This window comes from Sulfitobacter sp. HI0129, assembly GCF_001635395.1.
Classification (GTDB): domain Bacteria; phylum Pseudomonadota; class Alphaproteobacteria; order Rhodobacterales; family Rhodobacteraceae; genus Sulfitobacter.
Genome location: NZ_LWGH01000344.1, coordinates 1 through 8,491 on the forward strand (window position 1 = coordinate 1; position 8,491 = coordinate 8,491).

Genomic DNA, 8,491 nt, shown 5'->3' on the forward strand with positions numbered 1-8,491 from the left:
ACGAACATAAGTAGGTGTCTAAAGCTCAGTCTTTTCATCCCAAAGCTCGTTCTATTTTGGAGATGAAATCCTTCTTCCAGCCCATGATTTCTTGATCGAGCGCCAGACCCTCGGTCTGAAGAGCGTTATACCCGACCAATAGGGAAGCGTTGTCATGCGGCTTCGCAGTCCAATCGAGTTCGACGGTTGGAGTCCCGATCTGGCTTGCGAAATGCGCTATGAGGGATTGGGAGCGAACGACCGGAATCCGACCGGATTGGACCGCTCGACCAAACACACCTGAAGCCTGGTCGTAATTAGGCTGATAGCACGTCCAAATGAATTCAGATTTAGCATAAAGAGTGCGCAATTCGGAATCGGAAATGAAACGTGGCAGAACAAGCGCACCCAACCCTTGGAGCTCTTCAACCGATACCCCATTTTCATCCGGAAAGCGGCCCGCAACAACGACTAGGATTTTTTCGCTCGGCCAATTGGGATCTGCCATCATGTCTCGTAAGAGGCCGATCCCTTTTATTTCAGCAGCAGTTCCGACAAAGGCCAGTACACGCCGACATCTGGCTTCCGCCGCGATCCGTTCAGAGAATTCTGCATCGATCTCCCCTTTAGAGGCATCAGTCATATCCCACAACTGCGGGTCGACCAGCCCGTCATCGGTCACTGTTGCATACTCGGGTGCAATTGAAAATGGAATGATAGCAAAAACGGAAACTGGGTTTACCCGCCGCATAAATGAGAATGCGATCCTTTTCGCCTTGGCGCTCAGCGCCTGTGATTGTAGGCAGGCATGTGGCCGTAGGAACAGGCCCACAGTTCGGCGAAATAAGAGTGCTCGTAGCAGCGCGACCAGAAAGAAGCTGACAATATCGTCGTCAATCGTCCCAAACAGAAGTTTGCGCGCCCCGACGAGGCTGCGCAGTTTGGTGAGCCCGATCCGACCGGTCGAGGGTGAAAGGCCGAACAGCGACGCGAACAGATCTTGGTATTCCTGCCGATGGCCACCATTGCTGCGCATGTACACAAGACGCAGGCTACCAATGCGCGGGGTCTGAGTATCTGCACGCGATACGGCAGTCATTGCTGTTTCCTCAGGCTCAAGAATTCCTGGACCGGCAGCCAAGGGCTGTCTCTTTGTAACATATCGTCAACGTTCTCGGGCCGCTTGTAGAAGAGGTTCGCAACCGCAGATCCGGGGCGCAACCTGAGAAGCTTCTGCGCGACGGTGCCCGAGGGATCGATAAAAGGGGCGGACAGCTGGTAGGCGAGGATGGAGCAAATTGATTGATCGTGCCGGTGATCGACAAATCCAGGCAGATTCTCTTTTCCGAGCGTGTTTGGCTGATCAGTAATGCAACGCGGGTCTTGGCTGTAGCGCAGCCAAGCCTCTAGAAACTCGACCGTGGCGCCGCTCTTGGTCCAGACGCTCCATGTCGCCTGAACCATCGGCTTTTCGTAGATAGACGCTGTATCAGCGCCCATTATTTGCAGGCAATCACGCTTGGTCCACTTCCCGATCGAACCAAGATGGCCGATTGCCACGCCGGGAATGAAACCCTGGACTGACTGCAACGCCCTATCGGCAAGGTGGCCGGGAAAGCGTGAGAAGCGATAGTAATTGTTTCGCCCAGCATCGCAGTAGAACAGGACTTCGCCGTCCGCTAGCCGGTCCACATATCTTCGAATGAGGTATGGTTTCCAGAGCCAATAGCCCCCGCCGCGTTTCGCGCGGAGGATGTCCCCGTTGAGCTGCGCAAAGTTGGTGCCAGCAATTGCATCCGGGCCAAGGCTGTGGACAACGTCGAATCCGACCTTCGCTGCACTTTCGGCCAAAAACTGCGCGTTGTGCTCAAAGCCATTAGAGGCGTAGGTTAGGAATCGGCTCTTCATGCTTGACTTTCAACTTTGGCGCTGGGCTTGCGATGCAGTTCGCGCGCTGGGCTGCCGCCGATGATGGTGCCCGAAGCGATGACTCCGGTCACATAAGAGTTGGCGCCGACAATGACGTTGTCGCCGATCGTGCAGGGGCCAACAATCAGCACGTTGGCGCCGATCCATACGTTGTCGCCGAGGTTGACCGGCCCGGAGACATCGGTTCGGTCCAGATCGGTCTTGTGGGTGCCGCAAATAACTCTGATCCCGTGTGACGCGAGGAGGTTCTCACCACAGGTAAACGGGGCGTGGTTCCAGACACTGAATCCGTACCCAAGCCTGCAGTCAGTTCCACAGCGGAAATTGCCGCGCCGAAAGACAAAAAAGCCCGGCGAAATCTGCGAACCTGCGCCGATCTCGATCGACAGCCGAGCGAGCAGCCACCGTTTAATCCGGTTCCTGATATGATTGGACGAATTGCCGGGAACCAGTTGGTGTAGGGCGAACAGGACGCTGACGATCGGGCTTTTGACCATGTCGATAAGGTCGCGGGTGAAACTGGATCCAGGATAGGGCATGTCTCTACCAGGGTGCATCCAGGGCACGTTGGACTGTGTCGCCGCTGAAGTGCCGGGTTACGAGCGAAACATAGGTGCCCCCGACATCTTGCTTAAGCGCGGACAAGGCGGCTAGCGTGTCGAGCAGTTCGGCGGCGTTTGTTGCGACATGCTGAATGCCTTCGGTGGAAAAAACCTTTCTGGCGATTGCATATTCAGGGGCGAACACCACGATTGCGCGCGCGCTGACAAGGTAATCGAGCAGCTTGGACGGGAATGAGGTGCTCACCATCGTTCGTGCACCCTCGTCAAAGGAATTAGGAAGAAAGCACAGCGTCGCCGCTGCAAGCTCGCGGTGGATGACGGCGTCGTCGTTCTCGGGGCCCGGGGTGATCCATGGCGGGATAGCGCCGTCGCAGATCTTGCTCACTTGCGCTTCGTCCGAAAAGAACCGCAGACGGAGGTCTTGTCCGGTCTTATCGCGCAACGTCCGTGTTGCGGCGACGAGCTCGCGGAGCCCGTCCTCATACAGGTGGTTTATACTACCGAGATAGGCCGCGAAGAATGGGACATCTACAACCGCCGGCGTGCTTTCGGTCGGCTCCGGGATCAACGGCAGGGCACGTGTCTTTACACCGTATCTTTCGGAAAATAGGGCGCCGAGCTCGGCGGTAATGGTATAAACACGGTCCGCATCGCGCAGGATTCGGGCAACGAGAGCATTGAGCTGGGCTGTTCCGGCGTTTGACGGGTGGGTTTCGACGTCATCAACGAAATACAGATGCAGCTCTAGGCCCGACCGCTGCGCCAGCGCCCATGCGCGGACTAGCGCTCCGGCGTCGACGCCGATTGGCGCCCAGAGAATGGAGGCCTCATCGGAGCGCCTCGAAGAAGGACGGCTAGGGCCAAATCGGGACACGATTGGCAGCCCAACAGACATCGGCATTATGGTTGCCAGTTTCCATGCATTTCGAGAGACAGCGTTCGATGGAGGAGCCTCTTCCAGCTTTTCACGGACAAAAGCGGGCATGTCGCGAGCGGAAATTCGGGAATGGCTCTGGTTCACGTAATACGTGACGACCCGACCATCGATGCTGCGTATGAGTGGAATGATCGCCTTGCTGAGACCGCGCGCGGCAGTACCCGTATCGGCCGGCGCGTTTTCTAGGTAGGCTATCAAGCGAGCTTGGTTGGCGTTTCGGTTCATGCCCAGTCCTGCGACCCAATCCGCTGCGGCTCGTGCCGTTGACGCAGGATTCTGAAGACTGCCCAGGGCAGGATCACCGATTGCAAGGCAATGGAGAGGATTGTTGCAAGAACGATACCGCTAATTCCGAACGAAAGCGTGCTCACGAAGAAAATCGACAAAGGGATATTTAGAAAAGCCCCGATCGTGGCAGCGACAATCTGCGGCCGTAGGTGCCCGATCCCGTTCAGAAACGCGCCAAAGGTGTTATTCCACATCGTCAGCACCACGAATAGGCACATCAGCCCGGCCAATCCGCTGGCAGGCTCCACTGTGTCGCCGGTCCATACCGCAATGATCGGCCTTGCCACAGGAACCAAGGCTACGCTTGCCACTGCCAAGAGGAACAAAAACTTATGCTGGCCACGGATCGTGCGGCGGACCCAGTTGAATTCTTGCTTTTGATAAGCTTCCGTGTAAGCGGACCATAGAGGCCCAGCGACCATTAGGTGAACGGTGACAAAGAGGCTGAACAGCTTGTAGACGACATCGTATTGTGGGACCTGCTCTGGGCCGAGAAGCTTGACGATAAGAAACTGGTCGGTTGAGAACAGTACCAGCATTGCGATCTGGACTATGAAAAAGCCGAAACCAAGCGATATTAGGCCCCGCGAACCGCGCAAGTCTGTTGTGACGTAGGGCTTAATTTCGCGACGCTGCGAATAGAACCAGATGGTGAACCCGAGGTTGACAACGACGTTCAGTGTACCTCGCAGAACGAGGAAAGTAAGCACCGAGCCCCAGCCCGTGACGAGTATCAGGACCGCAAGCACCAGGAAAATTGCTGCGTGTATGAAAATCGCGACGGCGGTGTAGGAATTGCGCTGAACCGCTGCGGCAACCGGGTTGATTAGGTTGGTGACGAGGATCAGGCTCGTCAGCAGTGCGGTCGCGCCGACCGCACCGCGTAATTCGCTCGAGCCAATAGTAGACACATTCAGGAATGACTGCCAATCCACGACGATGACGGTCGGAATGAGCGCCACCATCAGCAGAATGAATATCAGTGTGAACACCGCATATGCCATCGAGATATTGCTCGCAGCCTCTTTGATCCGCCCATTGGCGAGACTTTCCGCAACCCGCGTGCGCAGCCCGTTGCCGATGCCGAGGTCGAAGAGGTTGATCCACGTTTGAACGGTGATTAGCAGCGCCCAGATCCCGTATTGGTCAAGAGACATCGCACGCAAGAGTATCGCAGTCGTCGCGAAAGAGGCGGCGACTGTCAGCACCCGCATCACGAGCGACAGCTTGACCTGTTGTAGGTAATTTTTCGTGCGGCTGTCGGTCGCTACGGTTGATCCGAAGGCGGACAAAATGCGCGAATGTAGAGAACGGAAATGCACGTTCAACGGTTTCAGCTAGCCGGAAGTGTAGCCGACAAGACATTGAGATCCCATTCCGCGCACTTTTCGAGGATACGTGGCTCAGCCGGACCGAGATCGGTCACCGAATAGCCCATTTGTGTCAGCAAGTCTGAGACTTCAGCGGTCGATGAGCCGTAAACGCCGTGGGTTTCCACGAGGATAGCGCGTGGACGGATCCTGAGGCCGCGTAGGATATTCAACTCCGCTCCTTCGCAATCGAGTTCGAGAACGTCGCAGTCGATCAGGTCCGCGGGATCGACAACGGTTTCAGCATGGCCCTTTCCGTAGAGATTATAGCTGTTGCTGACAATAGCGTGTTCGAAGGTGACTTGTTCTTCGACCCCATTGCGCCTGAGCGTTTTCCGGCAAAAGCCAATCGCCGACGCGCTCGCCTCAAAGCAAGTTACTTGACCTCGGGGATTTGCCGCCATGGCCGCGAAAGCCAGTGTTACGCCGTATCCACCTCCGATTACCGTCACGTGGTCACCCGGTCTCACGTTCGTTTTGATCGCGCGGACTAGAGCATCCTCGTAGAGTGGAATGTCGATGTAGTTCTGCTTGTAGGTGGGGAAGAAGCTATCTAGTGACTTTCGGTCAATCCCGACAGGAATCTGATGATAGAGTACCGGTGAGGTGGCTGGCAGGATCGGACGCAAAGATACCCGATATGCGTGCCATAAATACTTCTCTATTTTCTTCATTTGTCCATCACCGGTCGGAATTCTTCAATTCCGCCAACTCCCTGTCAGAAATATCTCTACCGACCTCTTCAATTTCCGTCTTCAGCATCTCGTATTCGGTCATCTTTCGGATCAGAAAGCGCCGTGTCAGAGCAGCTTTTTCGGAAATCCCTTTCGGCGTGAGCACGTAGGCGTAACGCCTTTTGTCTTCGCTGGCGGTGAAATTACCCAGCTTGACCAGACCTTTGTCGACGAGCGCTTTCAGCACGTAATGAACGCTTCCGGTGCTGATTCCGACGGCCTGCGCCAAATCACGTTGAGACATTTCTGGGTTCTGCTCAAGCAAGCGCAAAACGCGGAAGCGTACATCATCTTGAGGGTTGTTTTTTTGGCCAGCCATTGTCAGGTTGGTGAATGGCTGCCGCACAAGGACTGCCCATGGCACCTTGGTGATGTGATTCGGTTGGAATCAAACATTCCGCTCATTCTTGAGCGAATAGTAGCTTTCTGGGTCTGCGAAAAGCCCCAATGTCAAAATCTTTGAGCGTGTCGTGCGCCCAGCTGGCGCACATTGTCTTGACGTCAGCATGCACGACATGGTGCGCGAGAACGTTGCTATAATCGCCTTGCTACTCCTACGGTGTGTATGGCGAAGTGGCATTGTCACCGTCAGCGCGTTCGGCCTGCTCGACGGCCTCTTCCATGCTGATCGTATTGAGCACCAGTTCGAACTGTTCTTGGATTTCGGGGTCGTGGCGCGCGATGTAGTCTCGGACAGCGTCGTTTTCCATCAGCTTTTTCAGGTAGCTTTTGGCAACCACCAGGTTCAGCAGTTCGGACCCGTAGTTTTCTTCGGCATGCTTGTATTTTTCCTGCACCTGGCTCATCTCACGCTCGAGCTTGACGATTTGTTCCAACGGGTCGCCGTTGGGCTGTTCCGGCTGCGGCGCCTTGTAGTCGGTGCGCTGTTCTGGCGGCGTAGCCTTCAGGAGGGCGTCCGCGTGCGCCGCTGTAATCGTGTTTGCCGCGATCATCAGGCCCACCGCCTCGATCTGTCGGGCGGCCTTCATCTTGCGCAGATGCCGGGTCACATCGGGGGTGAACTGGTGATCTTGCAGCAGTTCCACCGCTTTAGGACAGATCCCATGCAGCAGGTTGATCCGGCTGTTAGTGGTCGAGAGGTTGACGTTGAACGCCCGCGCGAGGCGTTCCTTGCTGACCCCTTTGTCGATTGCACGACGCAGCATATAATGCTCTTGAACCGTCGAGAGCCGATTGATCCGGTGGTTGTAGGTATAGGTCTCAAAATCCTTGGCGATCAGGCAGGGCGCCGTGTCCTGGCCCAGCTCCTTCAGCGCCAGCACCCGCAAATTGCCATCCAGCAGCAAAAACCTATCCGCACTCGGGTCTGGCTTGATCACAGACAGCGGCTCGATCAAGCCGATTTCCCGGATCGAGGACACGATCTGCTTGAACTTGCGCGTCGTCATTACGCCGTCCGGGACCTTTTTCGAGGGCATCAGCTCTTCGAGAGGGATCTGGAAGGTCTCGAGATCAAACCCGAGGGTCAGGTTCAACGGGGCCTTGGGATAGGGCACGTCATTGTCGTCGGTGTCGTGCTGGGGAAATGCCCCGGGGTAAAGCGGCTTCACGGTACTGAGGTCATTCATGATGTTTTCCTTTTCGGGGTTCAGGCGGTTTCAATGCGGTCGGCGAGGTATTTCGGCAGGCTGTCGAGGCCTTCGGCGCGCAGGAGCGTCACGAAGTGCTCATCGGCAAAGAGGCGTTTCAGACCTTGGACCACCAAGAGCAGCTGCTGGTGCGCATGGTCGGTTTTCAGCATCAGCTTGTGCTGGCGGGCGACCTCGCGCTGATAAGTCTTGACTAGGGAATGCGCTGAGTTCGGCAGCTTGGGACGGTCGCCGCCGGTCTTTGGACCCTTTTCGCGGCGCTTTTCAATGAGCCGCTTGGCGTCCGTGATCTGATGCCCTTTCAGCTGGCCAGTCTTGTAGGCCTCTTCCAGCATATCACCGAGGTTTTCGTCATCATGCTTGGCGCGGGCGGTCTCGAGGGCTGTTGTCCACGGGATGGTGCTGTTTTGCACCGCCTCGATCAGACGCTCCTCTCCCTTTTCCAGTAGGAAGACGATGTCCCGGACGTATTTCTCCGACAGGCCCGTCCGCGTGATGATGTCGTCGATAGTGTAGTCCCGCGCCAGCAAAAGCTCGATGTCGGCCAAGATCTCTAGCGGGCGATGACCGCGCCGGGCAATGTTTTCAGCCAATGACATGATGAAGGCGTCTTCATCGGTCACATTGTGGACTTGCCCGGCTTTTGTGGAGAGCGTTTAGCTCACTTCCCGTGCCTTTCGCTCGAAGGCGATGGGGCTCTGGAAGCCGAGCGACGAATGGCGCCTGACGGGGTTATAGAACCCGTTGATGTATCTGGCGACAGCGTTTTCGGCCTGAGCGCGTGTCTGCCACGCGACCGGCCAGATCAGCTCCGACTTGATGGTCTTGAAGAACGTCTCGACCATCGCGTTGTCATAGCAGTTCCCGCGCCCGCTCATTGAGATAAGAAGGCCTCGTTTTCGGAGCAGTGCCTGATAGTCGACAGAGCAGTATTGCGACCCGCGGTCGGAATGATGGACCAGCCCCGTCGCAGGGTTGCGAGCCACCAAGGCACGCCGCAGAGCTTCGACCGCAAGATCGCGCTTCAGGCGGTCACTCGTGGCCCAGCCGACGACGCGCCGCGAGAAGAGGTCGAGAACGA

Annotated in this window: 9 protein-coding genes and 1 pseudogene; all 10 read right to left on the bottom strand. The window is 56.4% G+C overall.

The features are described 5' to 3' along the window. Positions 1 to 34: 34 nt before the first annotated feature. Positions 35 to 1,078: a hypothetical protein gene (locus A3764_RS08695; RefSeq protein ID WP_067921085.1), complete on the bottom strand. Its 1,044-nt coding sequence runs from the start codon at positions 1,076 to 1,078 to the stop codon at positions 35 to 37. Then, the gene (locus A3764_RS08700) at positions 1,075 to 1,887 is read right to left on the bottom strand and encodes a hypothetical protein (protein WP_067921087.1); all 813 of its coding nucleotides are present in this window, start codon (positions 1,885 to 1,887) and stop codon (positions 1,075 to 1,077) included. Before A3764_RS08700 ends, A3764_RS08695 begins: the two co-directional genes overlap by 4 nt. Continuing rightward, positions 1,884 to 2,447: an acyltransferase gene (locus tag A3764_RS08705; protein WP_067921089.1), complete on the bottom strand. Its 564-nt coding sequence runs from the start codon at positions 2,445 to 2,447 to the stop codon at positions 1,884 to 1,886. Before A3764_RS08705 ends, A3764_RS08700 begins: the two co-directional genes overlap by 4 nt. Positions 2,448 to 2,451: 4 nt before the next feature. Then, on the bottom strand, positions 2,452 to 3,633 hold the full coding sequence (locus A3764_RS08710) for a hypothetical protein (protein WP_067921091.1): 1,182 nt from the start codon (positions 3,631 to 3,633) through the stop codon (positions 2,452 to 2,454). Further along, positions 3,630 to 5,018 carry a lipopolysaccharide biosynthesis protein gene (locus A3764_RS08715; protein ID WP_236628144.1) on the bottom strand — a complete coding sequence of 463 codons (1,389 nt, stop codon included), beginning with the start codon at positions 5,016 to 5,018 and terminating at the stop codon, positions 3,630 to 3,632. The genes A3764_RS08710 and A3764_RS08715 overlap by 4 nt, the downstream gene beginning before the upstream one ends. A gap of 11 nt (positions 5,019 to 5,029) precedes the next feature. Further along, a complete protein-coding gene (locus A3764_RS08720; RefSeq protein ID WP_067921095.1) occupies positions 5,030 to 5,740 on the bottom strand; it encodes a methyltransferase in 711 nt (236 codons plus the stop codon). A 7-nt stretch (positions 5,741 to 5,747) separates the two neighbouring features. Beyond that, positions 5,748 to 6,146: a MarR family EPS-associated transcriptional regulator gene (locus tag A3764_RS08725; RefSeq protein WP_236628143.1), complete on the bottom strand. Its 399-nt coding sequence runs from the start codon at positions 6,144 to 6,146 to the stop codon at positions 5,748 to 5,750. Between the two features lie 208 nt (positions 6,147 to 6,354). Beyond that, positions 6,355 to 7,389: a plasmid partitioning protein RepB C-terminal domain-containing protein gene (locus A3764_RS08730; protein WP_082851082.1), complete on the bottom strand. Its 1,035-nt coding sequence runs from the start codon at positions 7,387 to 7,389 to the stop codon at positions 6,355 to 6,357. Between the two features lie 20 nt (positions 7,390 to 7,409). After that, a complete protein-coding gene (locus A3764_RS08735; RefSeq protein WP_067921099.1) occupies positions 7,410 to 8,033 on the bottom strand; it encodes a plasmid partitioning protein RepB C-terminal domain-containing protein in 624 nt (207 codons plus the stop codon). Continuing rightward, positions 8,023 to 8,491: pseudogene (locus A3764_RS08740) on the bottom strand (IS3 family transposase); the annotation flags it as partial. The gene A3764_RS08735 and the pseudogene A3764_RS08740, both read right to left, overlap by 11 nt.